The organism is Clostridium muellerianum (assembly GCF_012926525.1).
In the GTDB taxonomy this organism is placed as follows: Bacteria; Bacillota; Clostridia; order Clostridiales; family Clostridiaceae; genus Clostridium_AM; species Clostridium_AM muellerianum.
Genome location: NZ_JABBNI010000017.1, coordinates 52115 through 68711 on the forward strand (window position 1 = coordinate 52115; position 16597 = coordinate 68711).

The 16597-nt window shown below is 29.0% G+C and carries 12 protein-coding genes; 11 read left to right on the forward strand and 1 reads right to left on the reverse strand.

Annotated features, from left to right (window positions below; all coding sequences use genetic code 11):
• The first annotated feature begins 32 nt into the window (after nt 1-32).
• From HBE96_RS10200 to HBE96_RS10225, 6 genes are all read left to right on the forward strand, one after another.
• Complete coding sequence (locus tag HBE96_RS10200; protein WP_169297666.1) at nt 33-707, forward strand: response regulator transcription factor; 675 nt, start codon at nt 33-35, stop codon at nt 705-707.
• Nucleotides 704-1732: a sensor histidine kinase gene (locus HBE96_RS10205; RefSeq protein ID WP_169297667.1), complete on the forward strand. Its 1029-nt coding sequence runs from the start codon at nt 704-706 to the stop codon at nt 1730-1732. The genes HBE96_RS10200 and HBE96_RS10205 overlap by 4 nt, the downstream gene beginning before the upstream one ends.
• A gap of 277 nt (nt 1733-2009) precedes the next feature.
• On the forward strand, nt 2010-3266 hold the full coding sequence (locus tag HBE96_RS10210; RefSeq protein WP_169297668.1) for a S41 family peptidase: 1257 nt from the start codon (nt 2010-2012) through the stop codon (nt 3264-3266).
• A 404-nt stretch (nt 3267-3670) separates the two neighbouring features.
• Complete coding sequence (locus tag HBE96_RS10215; protein WP_169297669.1) at nt 3671-4435, forward strand: ABC transporter ATP-binding protein; 765 nt, start codon at nt 3671-3673, stop codon at nt 4433-4435.
• Entirely contained in the window at nt 4422-6308 is a 1887-nt protein-coding gene (locus HBE96_RS10220; RefSeq protein ID WP_169297670.1) for an FtsX-like permease family protein, read from the forward strand. The genes HBE96_RS10215 and HBE96_RS10220 overlap by 14 nt, the downstream gene beginning before the upstream one ends.
• 462 nt (nt 6309-6770) lie before the next feature.
• Nucleotides 6771-8216: an alpha/beta hydrolase gene (locus HBE96_RS10225; RefSeq protein WP_169297671.1), complete on the forward strand. Its 1446-nt coding sequence runs from the start codon at nt 6771-6773 to the stop codon at nt 8214-8216.
• A 193-nt stretch (nt 8217-8409) separates the two neighbouring features.
• Here HBE96_RS10225 and HBE96_RS10230 read toward each other — a convergent pair whose 3' ends face one another.
• Nucleotides 8410-9786: an amino acid permease gene (locus HBE96_RS10230; protein WP_169297672.1), complete on the reverse strand. Its 1377-nt coding sequence runs from the start codon at nt 9784-9786 to the stop codon at nt 8410-8412.
• 1273 nt (nt 9787-11059) lie between these two features.
• Here HBE96_RS10230 and HBE96_RS10235 point away from each other — a divergent pair.
• The 5 genes from HBE96_RS10235 (at nt 11060) to HBE96_RS10260 (ending at nt 16583) form a co-directional block, all read left to right on the forward strand.
• Entirely contained in the window at nt 11060-12736 is a 1677-nt protein-coding gene (locus HBE96_RS10235; RefSeq protein WP_169297673.1) for an AAA family ATPase, read from the forward strand.
• 58 nt (nt 12737-12794) lie between these two features.
• Complete coding sequence (locus tag HBE96_RS10240; RefSeq protein ID WP_169297674.1) at nt 12795-13766, forward strand: DUF6155 family protein; 972 nt, start codon at nt 12795-12797, stop codon at nt 13764-13766.
• Between the two features lie 233 nt (nt 13767-13999).
• Entirely contained in the window at nt 14000-15676 is a 1677-nt protein-coding gene (locus HBE96_RS10245) for an AAA family ATPase (protein WP_169297675.1), read from the forward strand.
• 330 nt (nt 15677-16006) lie between these two features.
• Nucleotides 16007-16057 (forward strand): SEC-C metal-binding domain-containing protein, encoded by a 51-nt coding sequence (locus HBE96_RS26840; RefSeq protein WP_169297700.1) that lies wholly within the window; start codon nt 16007-16009, stop codon nt 16055-16057.
• A gap of 16 nt (nt 16058-16073) precedes the next feature.
• Entirely contained in the window at nt 16074-16583 is a 510-nt protein-coding gene (locus HBE96_RS10260) for a YkgJ family cysteine cluster protein (RefSeq protein ID WP_169297701.1), read from the forward strand.
• Nucleotides 16584-16597 lie beyond the last annotated feature (14 nt).

Genomic DNA, 16597 nt, shown 5'->3' on the forward strand with positions numbered 1-16597 from the left:
AAATGCAATATTTGTAACGTTGAGGTGAAAGTATGTATAAAATAATGACAGTAGAGGATGATTTAAAACTTTGCAAAGAAATACAAGAAGCTCTTTTAAAGTGGGGCTTTAATCCTGTTACAGTTAAAAACTTTGAAGATATACTTAATGAATTTGTACAAAATAAACCTGAGCTAGTTATCATGGATATAAATTTGCCATGTTTTGATGGATTTTACTGGTGTCAAAAAATAAGAGAAATATCAAAGGTACCAATCATATTTTTATCTTCAAGAAATACAAATATGGATATAATAATGGCAGTACAAATGGGCGGAGACGATTTTGTCACAAAGCCATTTTCTATAGATATATTGGTGACTAAGCTTCATGCCATGCTTAGACGAACATATTCTTATGGAGAAAATTTAGGAGATGTACTTGAGTGCAGGGGAGTTATTTTAAATATAAATAACAGCACCTTATCTTATAATGAAAACAAAATAGAATTAACAAAAAATGAATTGAAAATACTGCTTCTTTTGATGAAAAATATAGGAAAGATAATCTCACGAGATAGGATTATGAGAATTTTGTGGGATGATGATACTTTTATTAATGACAATACGTTAACTGTAAATGTAAATAGGCTTAGAAAAAGGCTAGAGGACATAGGTATTAAGGATTTTATAGAAACTAAAAAAGGACAAGGATATGTAATATTATGAGTTTAAAAGTATATTTGAAAAAGTCTATATGGGCAATTATACATTTTATCATTATAATCACAATAGTTAATTTAGTATTAATAGGAACCACAGAATTTTCAAAGATTATGTATGACGTTATATACATGAATATTTTGGTTTTTTGTGTTTCTATATTCTTTTTGACATTTAGATATAGAAAGTGGAAAGAAGGCTATAAAGATTTTTATGAAGGATTGATGCAGGAGAAAAACATAGATTTATTAATTCCTAAAGAGGATGGTTTTGAAGCAAAGCTTATTAAAGATACAGTAAAATTAAAAAACAAGGAGCTTTATGAAAATGTAAATGAGTTAAAAGAAGAACTTGATGAGTTAAATGAATATATAACAAAATGGGTTCATGAAATAAAGATTCCTATTTCAGTATGTGAATTGATATCGGACAAGTTAGAAGATACTATTGATACAAATAGTGATATTTCTGAAAGTTTAAGAGGTGAACTTGCAAGAATAAAGTTTTTAGTTGAACAGGTACTTTATGCAGGCAGAGCATCTAGTTACTCACAGGATCTTTTAATAAATGAAGTAAATATAAAGCAAGTAGTAAATGAAGCTGTTAAAAAGAATGCATTTTTTTTCATTTCCAAAAGGATAGATTTAAGACTAAAGGAATTACAATTTAACGTGTTAACAGATAAAAAGTGGCTTTCTTATATATTAGAGCAAGTTTTAAACAATGCTTGCAAATATGTAGGTGAAAATGGAATAGTGGAAATTTATTGTGAAGAAGATGAAAAGGCCATAAGATTATGTGTAAGAGATAATGGAATAGGAATATTGCCTAAAGACATATACAGGGTATTTGATAAAGGTTTTACAGGAAGTAATGGAAGAAAGAATGGAAAATCAACAGGAATGGGATTATATTTCTCTAAAAAAATGGCTGAAAAACTGAATCATGATATAAAAGCCGTTTCACAAGCTGGAAAATATACAGAATTTATTATAACCTTTTATAAATTATCTGATTATTTTAAGGTATGAGTTTAATGCTCATGCTTTTTTTGATTAAAAATATTTAACTCAACTTTTGCAGTTTAAAAAAATGCGAAGTAATTGTCCTCTGTTCTCTAAAAATGCTTATTATATTAAGTTAAAATTTTGTATGTGCGAAAGTTGAGTATTTAATGTTACGAAAATATCACATAGCACTTTAAAATGTCATGTAATGTGATGGAGAAGAAAGAATAAAAAGATTAAAATTAATACATAGGATTAAGAAGGGCCCTTTAAAGTATATTGCAAGGAGGAAAATAAGCTTATGCTTAAAATAAAAAGGAGAATAGCAGTTGTATTAATGATAGGTATAATGTTTGCTTTTTCAGGGTGTGATAACAGCAGTAAGTATGTTTGTAAAAGTGGAAATAGGGTAGAAGCTTGGCAGAAGGATTTGGACTATCTTAAGGAAGAACTTCCTAAAAAACATAAGAACCTATTCTTTAAATTGAGTAAGGAGCAGTTTAACAGTGAAATTGAAGGTTTAAAGCAGTCTTTAAATAAAATGAATGATGATCAAATTCAAATGGGTATAAACAAAATAATGACTTCTATTGGAGATGGTCATACAGGTGCTAACATAAGTTCAGAAAAAATGTTCCCATTAGATTTGTATTGGTTTAATGATGGCATTTATGTTATTAATACAACAGAGGAGTATAGCGAAATCAAGTACAAGAAGTTGGTAAAAATTAATGATAAACCTATAGAAGATGTAATTAAAAGTGTTTCACAGGTAATTTCTCATGATAATGAACAGGGCATAAAGAGTCAGATAGGTTATTATATTGCAATGCCATCAGTACTTCATGGACTTAATATCATAGAAAATATGGATAGTTGTAAATTTACATTTGAAGACAGTAATGGAAAAACAGTAGATGTGAATTTAAAACCATTAAGTGGTGATACAGTATTTAAAGCTGTAATTGGCAAAGGAAAAGAAGGAGATAATATTCCTTTGTACATGAAAAATCAAGATAAAGCTTATTGGTATAAATATTTAAAAGACAGTAAAACAGTTTATTTTAGCTATAATAAATGCTCTGAAATGCAGGAAAAAAGCTTTAAGCAATTTTCTAAAGAGCTTATGGATGTAATTAATAAAGAAGACGTGCAAAAGCTTGTTATAGACTTGAGGAATAATGGAGGAGGAATTTCAACAATAATCAATGATTTCGTTAAGGAAATATCAAAGAGCAAGCTAAATGAAAATGGAAAGCTTTATGTTATTACAGGTAGAAATACTTTTTCATCTGCAGTATTAAATGTTATAGATTTAAAGAAAAATACTAAAGCAATTTTTGTTGGTGAACCTACATCAGGAAAACCTAATCATTATGGTGAAGTTAAAAAATTTAAGCTTCCAAATTCGGGATTAACTATCAAGTATTCAACAAAGCAATTTAATAATTATGATAAGGACGATTCTACATTTAATCCAGATAAAGAAATAACACCATCAATAAAGGATTATATAGATAATGTTGATCCTGTGATGGAGTATATAATTAAAAAGTGAAACTTTGCATATACAAGATTTTGGGATAATAAGGGTATAATGTGGCACAACTTTTTTTGAGAGGACATTTGACAGAGGACAGAGGACAATGAAGGTGAGTTTTCCTCCTTACGTCGGAAAACTAATTTATTTTTTAAGCTTGTTTTGCTAAAGCAAAACATCGCTTAGGTAGGAAACTAAAATTTATGATTTTTAGATAATTTTGCTTTCTTAGAAAATATTTCTTAAAAACAAAAAACGTGAGTTTTTTTAAAATTAAAGATTTTTCGCAGCACAGCGGAGAAAAATCATCCTTCACTGTCCTCTGTCAATTGTCCTCTGTCCTCTGAAAAGGTTGCACTGCAATTTTTAAGTTGCGAAAGTTGAGTTGAAACAACTAGTTTTAATTAAAAGGAGTAGATAAAATGAGTACAGTAATAGAAACTAAAGATTTAGGAAAAATATATGGTTCAAAAGCAGTGGCTTTTACAGCACTTCATGGTATTAATCTTAAGGTAGAGGAAGGTGAATTCTTAGGGATCATGGGTCCTTCTGGAGCAGGTAAAACTACCTTGTTAAATTTACTTTCAACTATAGATGTACCAACCACGGGAAATATTATATTTAATGGTAAGGATATAACCCAATTAAAAAATAAAGAGCTGTCATTATTTAGAAGGGATAAGATAGGTTTTATTTTTCAAGATTTTAATTTGCTGGATACTATGACTGTAGAAGACAATATAGCACTGCCTTTAGCATTATCCAAGGTAAATCATAAAGAAATACAAAATAAGGTTAAACAATTAAGTGAGTTTTTTGGAATTGATAAACATTTAAAAAATTATCCATATGAGCTTTCAGGAGGACAAAAACAGAGAACAGCAGCAGCAAGAGCTTTGATAACAGAGCCTTCTGTAATATTTGCAGACGAGCCTACAGGAGCATTAGACTCCAAATCCTCTGCAGAGCTGCTTCAGTGCTTGAGCAGTATGAATGAAAAGTTCAATAAAACAGTAATAATGGTAACCCATGATGCTTTTGCAGCAAGTTACTGCAAGAGAATATTATTTATAAAAGATGGAAAAATTCATGCTAGAATTGATAAAAATGAATCCAGAAAGGAATTTTTCCAAAGGATAATTGAAATGCTAGCCGCTTTGGGAGGTGCAGTTAATGAACTCCTTTAGTATAGCTTACAATAATTTTAAACATAATATAAAAACTTATGCTTTAAACCTTATGGCAATGATTTTTTCTGTGGCAGTTTATTATAATTTTATAGCTTTAAATGATAATCCACAAATTGTTCAGCTTAATCAGATTATGAATATTGTTAGGTCAGCATCAACTTCAACAGCAGTGTTACTTCTTGTATTTTTAATATTTTTCATTTGGTATTCAAATTCCTTTTTCCTAAAGCAAAAGAAAAAGGAAATAGGAATTTATGCTTTTATGGGCATTGATAATTATAAAATAGGATTAATTTATGCCTTAGAAGGATTTTTACAAGGAGTTCTAGCTATAGTCATTGGCAGTTTCGTTGGAATATTATTTTCAAAACTATTTATAATGCTTTTATGTAAAGTTGCCTTTTTAGATGTGAAAATAAACTTTTTTATATCAGTACATGCATTGATTGAAACAATTATTACATTTTTAGTTATATTTTTTATAATTTCAGTTTTAGGTTATTTTAATATAGTAAGAAGTAAATTAATAGATTTATTTAATGCTTCAAAACAGCAGGAAGGACTTCCTAAGTTAAGTAAATTTAAAGCAGCAGCTTCAATCATAATAATTTTAATAGCATATGGTATGTGTATAGGCTTGCCCAAATTAACGGTAATTGCAAGCGTTCCTGTTATAACTATAATGGTTATTTTTGCAACTTACTGGCTTTTTGGTTCTTTCTTTTCAATGATAATGAGATATCTTTTAGATAAAAAACAAATTTTATATAATGGTACAAACGTTGTAAGCATATCCAATATTGTTTTTAGAATTAAAGGAAATTATAAAACCCTTGCAACTATTGCTATTTTGATTGCATCAGCAATTACAGCTTTAGGAACAGCAACTTCAATTAAATATAATACAAAAATAGAATTAGACCTTCCTTATTCTTTTACTTATGTATTAGATGGAAATACAGGAGATGAAATTGAACCTAAAGTTAATAATTATATTACTTCATCAAATCACAATATTTTATTAAAGGAAAAAGCAAATTTTATTTTTGTAAATAAGTTCAAAACTGATGAGAATTTCTCAGGTGATGAATTTATGGTAGTTAAAGCTTCTGATTTTAAAAAGATAACAAAAGATTTAAAGGCTAAAGATGCAGAAGATATTTTAGAAAAATCAGAACTTAGAAGTGGTGAGGTAATTTATGTACAAAGACCTAAAACCCTTGTACAAGCAAATAAAATACAAAACATTGAGATTAACAATTTAAAATATAATGTAAAAATGGATTTAAAAACACCTTTATTTGGTGGAATAAAAAATGATCCTTGTTTAATCGTAAATGATAAAGATTATGAAAATATAAAGAGCAATTTTAAGGAAAGCAAATTTTACGGGATTATAGTAAATGATCAGAAAAACACATTAGATTTGTCTGCAAAGTTAGGAACTATAAGAGTTTTAGACAATAACTTATATTCCTATGCTCAAAAATATAGATCTGGTTATGAACCTTATGGAGTTATTTTCTTTATGGGATGTTTTTTAGCATTAGTTTTTGTAGTAGCTACAGGAAGCATTATTCATTTTAAAATTTTAAGTGAAGCTTATATGGACAAGGAAAAATATAAAATTTTATTAAAAATTGGAATGACAGAAAAAGAACTGAAAAGGGCTATTTCAAAGCAAACTGCGGTATATTTCATCCTGCCTTTGCTTGTAGGTGTAATTCACAGTTCATTTGGTATAGTGATATTAAGCAAATTGATGGAATGTAACTTAGTATTGCCTATATCTATAAGCATTGCAACATTCATTGTAATTTATGGGATGTTTTATATATTTACATTGGGTAAGTTTAGAAAAGTTATTTAAGTTAGCTGACTATTCAAAAGGCAAAATAAAAGAAAAAATAAGGTGGTGGCAATTTAGGCCATCACCTTAGGCATATTCAAAAAAATAACAAGTTAGTATGTTAGTATATTTTGCGTCATACTGCGTCAACAGAACCCTTTGATAGAACAACTATCAGCGGAACCTGTTTCCTTGTCCATGGCAAAATATACTAACATCTTTGACTTGCTATTTTCTTTCATATGCCTTATTTGTTATCTATATTCCTAAAATATAAATTTTTAATGCTTGCCTTGAATATTCATACGCTAGGTGTGGTGAATAAATATATTTGAATTGTAAATGGTAAAAATTTCATGGTGATTTGTGTAAAATTGCTATACAATTTTTATATGTAGACTACTATTTCAGGTATTAATTTAGGAATTTTGAAGGAGTAAATTTGGTAGTGATTAAAAATGACAGCTAAGGAGAGGGATAATTATGGTAACTTCTATAATAACTTTTGTATTAACGCTAATAGTAATTTGTATCATAGGTTTAGATATTACTAAAAAATTAAATGTATTACATAAAAGCTTCATGTATATATTTTTTATTTTTGCTCCTCATATTGTTTTATTAGGGCATTTTTTTAGCGAGCGTACTAAAATTGGACAAGATAATTTCATATGTAAATGGATTATTTTAACGGCGATGATTGTTTTCATCTCTTATCTTTGGATGAAAGTAAACATAGCTCCAAATACAAAAAAGCAAATTGTAAATTTAAGACTAAGGGTGATGTTAGGTGGAAGACGTATTGTTTTATATGGATTATATACAGCTCTTATTCAAACGGTAATATATTTAACATCACGTGCTACAATACAAAACTTTGGAATTCCTAAAAAAATTATAATTATAGATAGTATTATTGTTGTATTAACTATTATTACTTTACTTGTAAATGGAATGCTCCGAATTTTGTGTACTTCAAAGAGATTAAATATTGTGAAAAGACTTATAGTAGGATTTTGGAGTTTCATTCCTATTATAAATATTTTTATAATGTTATATGCTTGTCATATTGCAGCAATGGAATACGATCATGAGTGCTATAAAGTAATTAATCATGAAGCACGAGTTGATTCAGCAGTTTGTAAAACAAAATATCCTCTAGTATTAGTTCATGGTGTTGGATTCAGAGATTTAAAATACATTAATTACTGGGGAAGGATACCTAAAGAATTAATTCGAAATGGAGCAACGGTCTATTATGGTAATCAAGAAGCTTGGGGAACAGTTGAGTACAATGCAAAGGACATTAAAAATAAAATCCTTGATATATTGAAAGAAACAGGCTGTGAAAAGGTGAATATTATTGCACATTCAAAAGGAGGACTGGATGCACGTTATATGATTAATAAATTAGAGATGGGGGACTATGTAGCGTCTCTAACCATGATATCCTCACCACATAGAGGCTGTAAGTTTGTTGATATTGCCTGTAAAATTCCTGATAAAATCTACAAAGCTGTTGCTAGGGTTTTTGATAAATACTACAGACTTTTAGGTGATAAGAATCCTGATTTTTACACTGCAAGCAGACAGTTCTCAACCTATCATAGCAAAAAATTTAATGAAGAGGTAAAGGATGTAGAACAAGTATATTATCAAAGTTATACATCAGTAGTAAAGAATATCTTCAGCGATTATGTAGTAGCAATACCTTATATTTTTGTAAAGCTTACGGAAGGTGAAAATGATGGACTAGTAGCAATTGATTCTGCAAAATGGGGCGAATTTAAAGGAATATTTAGAAATAAAGGAAGGCGTGGAATCTCTCACGGAGACATTATAGATTTAAGAAGAGAAGATTATAAGGGATTCGATGTAATAGAAAAATATGTGGAAATTGTATCAGAGCTTAAAAATAAAGGATATTAGGAAATTCTTTTTACAATTTTAAATAATTAATTTATAGGCTATAATACAATTAGGAAAATCATTATGGGAAAATAAAAACCTCCTTATAAAGAAGGAAGGTGCATTATCAGATAATACAACCACATAACAAAAGCATCATCATGAGTTATAAAACCCCTGATGGTGCTTTCATCATTTTATTTAACTTTTTATCTTACAATTCTTCTACTTCTGGAGCAGCTTTTTTGTTAATACCAAAAGCAAAGTATCCAATAGTAACGATGATACAGAAAATAGCTCCAACTAATAGAGGAATCTGTGTATCGGAATTAAAGCACATACCGATTAAAACTAAGCAAAGATAAACCACTACAACATAATTAGCATATGGGAATAACCTTGATTTAAAAGGATGTGTGTCCATTTCGGCTGCATGTTCTTTTCTGAATTTTATTTGACTGATACATAAAACAACCCATGGAACCATTCCTGGAAGTACGCTGGCACTATAGATATAAACAAATAATTTAGAATTTGGACAAAGATAATTTAAAATTACACAGCATAGTAAACAAGCCAAAGTTGTTCTAAGAGCATTAACTGGTACACCTTCTTTGTTTACTTTTCCAAGGAATTTAGGAGCCTGCCCATTTTTTGCTAATGTATAAAGCATACGACCGCAGCTGTAAATTCCACTGTTACAACCAGACATTGCAGCTGTCAACACAACGAAATTGATAATACCAGCAGCAGCAGAAATTCCAACCTTAGCAAAAGTCAAAACAAATGGGCTGCCAAGTGCACTTATTTTATTCCAAGGATAAATAGTTACAATTACAAATATAGCACCGATGTAGAAAATCAATATACGCCAAATAATATTTTTTGTTGCTTTTCTTAATGTGTTTTTTGGGTCCTGTGCTTCTCCGGCTGTTATTCCAATAAGTTCTACACCTTGATAAGATGCTGTTACCAAGCATAAAGCAAATAGCCAACCTTTCCAACCACCAGCAAAGAAACCACCATTTACAGTAAGGTTTGCTAAACCAACGGCTGTACCGTGGTTACCAATACCAAAGAAAATCAAACCAAATCCAACTAATAGCATAGCAATAATCGTAATGATCTTAATCATTGAAAACCAGAATTCAAATTCACCATAAAACTTAACTGAAGTCATATTAGCAGCAGCAAGAATAGCTACACCTACTAAAGCTGGAATCCAAGCTGGCAGAGCTGGAAACCAATAATTCATATAAATTCCTATAGCAGTAACTTCGGACATACCAACAGCTATCCACATAAACCAATAACACCATGCTGTCATATAGCCAGCCCAAGGAGATATATACTTATTTGCATAGGTTGCAAAAGAACCAGTCAATGGTTCAAGATATAGCATTTCTCCCATGATTCTCATAACTATATACATAGCAATACCTGCTACTGCATAAGCCAATAATACCGATGGTCCTGCCCATTTGATAGTACTAGCAGATCCCATAAACAAGCCTACCCCAATTGTGCCACCTAAAGCAATCAATTCAATATGACGTGCTTTCAGGCCACGTGTTAACTCTTCTTTTTCCATTTAAAATAGCCCCTTTCAAAAATAATAATAATAATAAATTATAAAGACAATTAATTATTGGATATAAATAGTATGTTAGCATAATTTTATGATTCTTTTATCTTTGTCATAACCTTCTCACTTGTCATAATTTTATGAAACTTATATTTCATACAGACAGTTTATTCATTATGTATTTTAAAGACAAACTTTCAAGTGTAATTTTAGCCAACCTAATAAAAAATTTTCTTTATAGCACATAAAAAACATATAATGCTATATGCATGATTATATTAAGATAAAATCATTAATGTCATATTAAGAATAGACATAATAGCCAATTTTATCTAAAATTAAAATTTATATATTATTATCAATTTATATTTTTAATTTACACTGTATATACGCCTATTTTCACATTTTTGCTCCATATTATTCCTATCTGGTTTAAATGAAAAATATTTTTTAAGATAATAATCATTCTTTTATCTGATTTTTCAAAATATGATTTTTGATTCTGTTATGGTCTAAATGATATATTTTAAAATTTATTATAATATTTTTATATTTGACATGAAATTATATGAAAAATGTAAAAATATTTATACTTATTTCTGGACATTTCTAATTCATGGAAATTAATACCTGCAGATCAGTAGGATGAAATATGAATAGGAATTTATAAATTGCAATGTAAAATATATAATAGAGATTGCCATTGTGTTTAAGATCAAATAAGCAATGATTTCTTAGGCATAGGATTGGATGAACACTGGATTCCAAGTATACAATATTTTAAAAGAAAAAGGGTTTGAATTACTTAGGCATATTCAAAAAAATAACAAGTCAGTATGTTAGTATATTTTGTGTCATACTGCGTCAACAGAACCCTTTGATAGAACAACTATCAGCGGAACCTGTTTCCTTGTCTGACACAAAATATACTAACATCTTTGACTTGCTATTTACTTTCATATGCCTTAATGAAAGTAATTTAAATGATAAGGATATGTTTTTATAATTTTAAATAACTAATTTATAGGCTATAATACAATTAAGAAAATCATTATGGGAAAATCAAGTGATTCTTAGACTCAGGTGGAGTTTGCCTGTGAGGAATACCTTTTACCGGAGCAAGGCTCGTAAAATGCCATTTAGGCATTTTACCCAGCTGAGTCTTAGAAGAACTTATCCAGGCGCGTAGCAGTGCTTATCCCCCACTTGAAGAAGGTGAGGGTATTAGCAATGGTAGCGATGGGATAAAAATGCCAATATAAAGAAGGAAGGTGCATTAATGAAGAAAATACAAGTAGGAACATCAGATTTCAAAAAGTTAATAGAAGGAAATAACTATTTTGTAGACAAAAGTTTATTGATAAAGGAATTTATAGAAAATGGAGCAGATATAATATTGACACCAAGACCTAGAAGGTTTGGAAAGACATTAAATTTAAGTATGCTTAAATATTTTTTTGATATAAGAACTAAGGAAGAAACTAAAGATTTATTTAAAGGCTTAAAAATAGAAAAGGAAGAGGAAATAATGAAGCTGCAGGGAGAATATCCTGTTATTTTCATTACTTTTAAAAATCAAAAACATATATCCTTTGAAAACTTTGAGGATGGAATAAAAGTTCTATTATCAAATTTGTATAAAGAGCATGAATATTTGCTGGATAGTGATAAGTTAACTGAATTTGATAAAAATGATTTTAAAGAAATAATTTCAAGAAAAGCTTCCATAGGAAATGTATCAGAGGCAATAAGCTCTCTTATGGGTTATATGAATAAGCATTATGGAAGAAAGGTAATGCTCTTTATAGATGAGTATGATGTGCCAATTCAAGAAGGATATCTTAGAGGATACTACAATGAAATGATAGTTCTAATAAGAAATTTACTAACAGCGGCTTTAAAGGATAATCCATATGCTGAAAAGTCATTAATAACAGGTATTCTTAGAGTTGCAAAGGAAAGTATTTTTTCTGGTTTAAATAACTTAAAAGTATATTCCATATTGAGCTTCAGATTTAACGATAAATTTGGGTTTACAGAAGAGGAAATGAAAGAGCTTGTAGAATATTATAATTTAGAAGACAGCATAGAAGAAATAAAAAATTGGTATAATGGATATATTTTTGGAGGAAAAGTAATATATAATCCATGGTCTGTTTTAAATTATATTGATAACAATGAAGAAGGCTTTATGCCTTACTGGATTAACAGCAGCAGCAATGATCTTATAAAAAGGCTTCTATTAAAAGGAGACAAAGAAATAAAATTAGAGCTGGAGTATCTCATTGAAGGAAAATCCATAAATAAGGTAATTGATGATACTATAGTTATGGCAGAGGTTGAAGATTCCAATCAAAATATATGGAGCTTTTTACTTTTAAGCGGCTATTTGAAGGCTGTAAACACAGAACTTATAAGAGGAAGATTAAATTGTGAACTTCAAATTCCAAATGAAGAGGTTCATATATTTTATGAAAATTTAATAGTAAAATGGTTTCAGGAAGCTATGACCAATCAAAAGTATGAAGAAATGTTAAGTAATTTAGTTACTGGCGACGTAGAAAACTTTGGCTATGCTTTTCAGGAATTTGTAATAAATAATTTAAGCTATTTTGATGTGTCAGGAAAAGAGCCAGAAAAAGTATACCACGCCTTTGTACTTGGAATGCTTGTGTCCATTTCAAATACCCATGAAGTGAAGTCAAATAAAGAAAGTGGTTTTGGAAGATATGATGTAATGATAATTCCAAAGGATATCTCAAAGCCAGGAATTATTATTGAATTTAAGAAAATAAATGTGTTGTCAAAGGAAACAATAGAACAGGGAAAAGTGGAAGCATTAAAGCAAATAGATAGGATGAAATATGATGAGGAGCTTATAAATTGTGGGGTTAAAGATGTAATAAAGCTTGCCATTGTGTTTAAGGGCAAGGAAGTAATGATTTCTGAGGTATAGGAAATAATTGAATATGACAAGTTAAAAGTGAGGAATGGTAATAATGGAGATGAAGAAAATGAAGAAGAATGAATACTTATTAAGTGCAGCTGAAGTAAAGAATATACTTAACCAACAAAGTAGAGAGACATTAATAGAATTGCTTGTAGAGAGTTATAAAAGTATTCCACAGTTAAAGGAATATATAACTGTTAAATATTCAAATAATGATACAGTTCAGCAAATATTTGAAGTTTATAAAAATAAAGTTCATGATGTGTTTTTTCCAAAAAGCATGAAGGCACAATTTAAAATAGGGCAAGCGAGAAAAGCAGTTAATGATTTTAAAAAGTTGTGTTCAGATGAAAAACTTTTAGTTGATTTAATGCTTTATTATGTTGAGATGGGTGTTGAGTTTACGAACACTTATGGAGATATAAGCGATAGTTTTTATAGTAGTATTGAAAGTATGTATAAATCTGTAGTAAATTCTATTAATAAATATAAAAATCCAGAAATATTTAGTATATTTAGAAATAGATTAAAAGCTGTTGTTGATGATACTAGTGGAATAGGATGGGGGTTTCATGACATTCTTAGAGAATATTATGCTGAAATAAAATGGCTTGAATTAGAGGATATTGGAGTTGATGATAAAGAATTAACTCAGATAAAAGAATACATATCGAATAGACTTAGAAGAAGAAATAATATTCCTAATTTTGATGAAAAAATAGATATTAATAAGGTAGTAAGTGAAATTATTGATGCAGATGAAGTCTTTTTTTCAAAGATGGAAGCAAAAGGTGGAAACTATAGTAATGATGATGAGTATAATTTTATATCAGAAAAAACAGGATATTCCATAGAAATTATAGAACTGATTTTATGGCAAAGATACTGTTATGAAATGGAAAATGATTATTGGCAATATAATCAAGGAAAATGTAGTAAATGTGGAAGCAGCAAGTTATATATTAAGGAAGTTCCAAATGAAGATTTTGTAGACAAAGTTATCTGCAAAATATGCGGAACCGAATTTATCCGATGACTACCAGCTGTAACACTCCCACCTTTAATGGTAAATATTATGGAAATACAACTGTGGGAACTATGATAAAAGATAAAATTATTAAAGAAATATCAAAGACAAGGAACTACAGTAGTTTTCTTGTCTTTGATATTTAAATTTTTATAATTTTAAATAACTAATTTATAGGCTATAATACAATTAGGAAAATCATAGTGTGAAAATAGAAATGCCAATATAAGGAAGGTGCATTAATGAAGAAAATACAAGTAGGAACATCAGATTTTAAAGAATTAATAGAAGACAATAATTACTTTGTAGATAAAAGTTTATTGATAAAAGAATTTATAGAAAATGGTGCGAAAATAATATTGACACCAAGACCTAGAAGGTTTGGAAAGACATTAAATTTAAGTATGCTTAAATATTTTTTTGACATAAGGACTAAGGAAGAAACTAAGGATTTGTTTAAAGGCTTAAAAATAGAAAAGGAAAAGGAAATAATGAAGCTGCAGGGAGAATATCCTGTTATCTTCATTACTTTTAAAAATCAAAAGCATATATCCTTTGAAAATTTTGAAGATGGAATAAAAGTTTTGTTATCAAATTTGTATAAAGAGCATGAATATTTGCTGGATAGTGATAAGTTAACTGAATTTGATAAAAATGATTTCAAAGAAATAATTTCAAGAAAAGCTTCTATAGGAAATATATCAGAGGCAATAAGTTCCCTTATGGGGTATATGAACAAGCATTATGGGAGAAAGGTAATGCTCTTTATAGATGAATATGATGTGCCAATACAGGAAGGATATATTAGAGGATACTACAATGAAATGATAGTCCTAATAAGAAATTTATTAACAGCGGCCTTAAAGGATAATCCATATGTTGAAAAGTCATTAATAACAGGTATTCTTAGAGTGGCAAAGGAAAGTATTTTTTCAGGTTTAAACAATTTAGAAGTAAATACTATTTTAAGATATAATTTTAATGATAAATTTGGTTTTACAGAAAAAGAAGTAGAAAAACTAGCTGATTACTACAATGAGACAGAAGATATGGAAAATATAAAGAAATGGTATAATGGTTATATTTTTGCTGGAGAAACAATGTATAATCCTTGGTCAGTTTTAAATTATTTAAAAAATGTAAGAGATGGATTTATGCCATACTGGATTAATAGCAGCGGCAATGATCTTATAAAAAGGCTTCTATTAAAAGGAGATAAAGAAATAAAATTAGATCTAGAGTATCTCATTGAAGGAAAATCCATAAATAAGGTAATTGATGATACTATAGTCATGGCAGAGGTTGAAGATTCCAATCAAAATATATGGAGCTTTTTACTTTTAAGCGGCTATTTGAAGGCTGTAAATACAGAGCTAATAAGAGGAAGATTAAATTGTGAACTTCAAATTCCAAATGAAGAGGTTCATATATTTTATGAAAATTTAATAGTAAAATGGTTTCAGGAAGCTATGACTAATCAAAAGTATGAAGAAATGTTAAGTAATTTAGTTACTGGCGACATAGAAAACTTTGGCTATGCTTTTCAGGAATTTGTAATAAATAATTTGAGCTATTTTGACGTATCAGGAAAAGAACCAGAGAAAGTATACCACGCTTTTGTACTTGGAATGCTTGTTTCTATTTCAAACACTCATGAAGTGAAGTCAAATAAAGAAAGTGGTTTTGGAAGATACGATGTAATGATAATTCCAAAGGATATATCAAAGCCAGGAATTATTATTGAATTTAAGAAAATAAATGTATTGTCAAAGGAAACAATAGAGCAGGGAAAAGAGGAAGCATTAAAGCAAATAAATAGGATGAAATATGATGAGGAACTTATAAATTGTGGGGTCAGAGATATAATAAAGCTTGCTATTGTGTTTAAGGGGAAGGAAGTAATGATTTCTGAGGTATAGGAAAGGTTAAAGCAAAAATATAAGCTTTATAAGATTCTTAACAAAATGGGAAGTAGTTGAAGTAAGAAAAGTGCGTTCAATGATAAATGGTGCTATAAATAAATTAAAATCTGTTTAGGAGGTTGATAAAAGGACTGATGCAGTTGTAGAAGGAGGTTTTAGGGGAAGTTATTACAAAGCAGCACTGTTAATATCTGCACTAGGAGAAACTATGGAGTCACGAGGTAATGTAGGTGCAAAGATAAATATTATAGAGCATTATAAAAAAATCCATTCTAGAAAGAGAGCATTTAAAGGGGAATTTGAAGTTTTAAAATAGGATGAAGCAATTTGTGTACTTGTGGAATTGGTAAGAAGTACAAAAAATGTTGTAGAAAATAGTAGAGGAGAAGATATTGTGATAGAACCATCAAAAGTAGAAGAAGAATTTAAAAAGGTTGAAAGAGAAAACTATAAATTTCGTACATATTTAAAAAATCATGCAGATTCAGATGAATTAGATGAACAATTTTTGGAGTTACATAATGAATTATTTAAAGTGTATGATTGCAGTAAATGCAGAAATTGCTGTAAAGTGTATTCAGTAACCTTTGAAGAAAATGAAATAGATCAAGTTTCTAAGCTGCTTAAAATAACAAAGAAAGAATTTATGAATAAGTATATAGAGGAGACTATAAATGGATATGATCTAAAAGGTAAGCCATGCTGTTTTCTAACTGAAAATGGTGCTTGTCAGATTGAAAAGTGTAAACCAGAAGGATGTAGAGAGTACCCATTTACAAATAAGCCAGAAAGATTATTCAGTTTACTTAATATAGTTGATTTTGCTAGTGTATGCCCTGTAGTTTTTGAAATGTTAGAAAGATTAAAGAAAATCTATGGATTTAAGAGAAGAGGAAGGTATTAACTTATAAAAACAAA

Bases quoted from the DNA above. Each gene is read 5' to 3' on its own strand.
- HBE96_RS10200 (WP_169297666.1), top strand. From the start codon at position 33: ATGTATAAAATAATGACAGTAGAGGATGATTTAAAACTTTGCAAAGAA.
- HBE96_RS10205 (WP_169297667.1), top strand. From the start codon at position 704: ATGAGTTTAAAAGTATATTTGAAAAAGTCTATATGGGCAATTATACAT.
- HBE96_RS10210 (WP_169297668.1), top strand. From the start codon at position 2,010: ATGCTTAAAATAAAAAGGAGAATAGCAGTTGTATTAATGATAGGTATA.
- HBE96_RS10215 (WP_169297669.1), top strand. From the start codon at position 3,671: ATGAGTACAGTAATAGAAACTAAAGATTTAGGAAAAATATATGGTTCA.
- HBE96_RS10220 (WP_169297670.1), top strand. From the start codon at position 4,422: ATGAACTCCTTTAGTATAGCTTACAATAATTTTAAACATAATATAAAA.
- HBE96_RS10225 (WP_169297671.1), top strand. From the start codon at position 6,771: ATGGTAACTTCTATAATAACTTTTGTATTAACGCTAATAGTAATTTGT.
- HBE96_RS10230 (WP_169297672.1), bottom strand. From the start codon at position 9,786: ATGGAAAAAGAAGAGTTAACACGTGGCCTGAAAGCACGTCATATTGAA.
- HBE96_RS10235 (WP_169297673.1), top strand. From the start codon at position 11,060: ATGAAGAAAATACAAGTAGGAACATCAGATTTCAAAAAGTTAATAGAA.
- HBE96_RS10240 (WP_169297674.1), top strand. From the start codon at position 12,795: ATGAAGAAGAATGAATACTTATTAAGTGCAGCTGAAGTAAAGAATATA.
- HBE96_RS10245 (WP_169297675.1), top strand. From the start codon at position 14,000: ATGAAGAAAATACAAGTAGGAACATCAGATTTTAAAGAATTAATAGAA.